Below are 1,824 nucleotides of genomic sequence, written 5' to 3' on the forward strand. Positions count from 1 at the left end.
TAATGGTTAGCAGGGAACGGCTTGTCCGTTATCCTGCGTTGTTAGCGAAATTATTTTATCCACTCACAGAAACTAAGTCAGATACAGCTTTCTTCTTTCAATTATTTTTCTTAGCCATTGAGGGGTGTATTCTTTACTTCGTGGATAATCCTCAAATGCTCCAATAAGCCAATCGGGATTATTGAATATGTCGGAAATGGATGTTATATCATCGTAATTAAAGGATATATCATAAGAATTGCCTTTTTCTATTGTTATACAGCATTGCATCCATGCTCCTTCTTTGGGGGCTTGTAGATACATATCTTTGTGGATATGAAACAGACTGTTATGAATAAGATTTTCTATACTTTGGCAGAGTGTTATTTTCTGAACTTCTTCTTCCCGACAACAAGTAATGTTCATATAAGAAGCAGAAATGAATGTATAGCTTAATACAATTTTATTCCAGTCTTTCGTTTGCTTATCCGTTGCTTCTATCAGTGCATGTACCAGTTGTTGTATTTGATTTGACACATTTTCAATCTGCCAACTTTGTGTGCGTTTGGGAATAGAAATCTGATTTTGCGACTTTTTAGATGTTGGTTTTATCATTGTATATGGTGTATTCGATTTTTCACACATACTAAGAACCATATCAAGATACCACAACCAATATTCCTTGCGTTTCTCCGCATTACCTATTTCCATGAAAGGATTGCTGCCCGAATAGGCTATTGAGCATATAAAATCCGCATTCCAGCTTTCAAAGTCGAAAGCATTATCATCTTCACCGTTATAATCCTCTATCTCCAATATGGTAGCTGCATCATTCCGAATAGCATATCCTAAAGCGATGATTGCCCACCCTGCCATATCTTCGCAACTCTCAATGGATTGTTCCGCATAATTGCATAACCGTTCCACCGAAACCGATATGCTTTCGGCAGTGCCCTTATTCTTGTAAAGATAACTATCTATTTCGGACAAAACTCTGTATAATGGGTTTTCATTGTCATATTCCTTTGTAAAGCAAGAACAGACTTTCTTGCAACACTCGCATAATACTTTTTGCACTATACATATATCGCTTATTTGTTTCATCAAATCAACACGATAGGGCAAAGGCAAATGCCCCATACTGTTTTGATTGATTATTTCTTTCAGTTTTTCTACTTGCTGTATCATACTGGTTTCTGTTTTCGCTAATGGCTTGACAAGGAGCTGCGTTTAGCAGCTAACTTGGCTTGTTATCAGTGATTTATTTTGCGATACCTGCACATGTAAATTTTAATCCTGTGATTGAATTTTGCTTCACAAAATCTACAAATTCATCTGTGCAATAATAATTGTTATTAAACAGACTATCCCGAAATATGATATATGAACCGATATTTCCTTTATTGAAAATACCATTATTATCTCTCATCATCTTCAAAATTTCTTCATTGTTCTTGGACTCTATATTTAAGGCATCGACTGTATTCAATACATTTATAAAATAATAGTCTGAAGTGTTACCGTCTACATTGACAGGTAAAACTTCTATTTGTCCTTTCAGCTTTTCAGCCAGCAATAAAGAAGTTTTTTTATTTACTATCAGACAACCAGAAAAATAACAAGAAGCATCAAAGTCCTCACTTCGTTTGTCTTTCTTTTTTCTTTTATCTCTAAACAGTTCTAAGCTAAGCCCTTTCCACTCATTAACAAGTGATTGACCATTATAATCCCAAACATCTTTATTTGATTTATCATCTTCCTTGAATACAAAGAACTTGTAATTATCAAAGTCTTGTCCAATTTCATATATATTCATAATGTTACACTATTTAATTACTGATAATG

2 protein-coding genes are annotated in these 1,824 nt (G+C 34.3%); both read right to left on the reverse strand.

Annotated features, from left to right (window positions below):
- Positions 1-72 precede the first annotated feature (72 nt).
- Entirely contained in the window at positions 73-1,167 is a 1,095-nt protein-coding gene (locus H8S64_RS21975) for an Imm5 family immunity protein (RefSeq protein ID WP_186978712.1), read from the reverse strand.
- Positions 1,168-1,240: 73 nt separating this feature from the next.
- Positions 1,241-1,795, reverse strand: coding sequence for an imm11 family protein (locus tag H8S64_RS21980; RefSeq protein ID WP_186978713.1), 555 nt, complete (start codon positions 1,793-1,795; stop codon positions 1,241-1,243).
- Positions 1,796-1,824 lie beyond the last annotated feature (29 nt).

This window comes from Butyricimonas hominis (genome assembly GCF_014287455.1).
Lineage (GTDB): Bacteria > Bacteroidota > Bacteroidia > Bacteroidales > Marinifilaceae > Butyricimonas > Butyricimonas muris.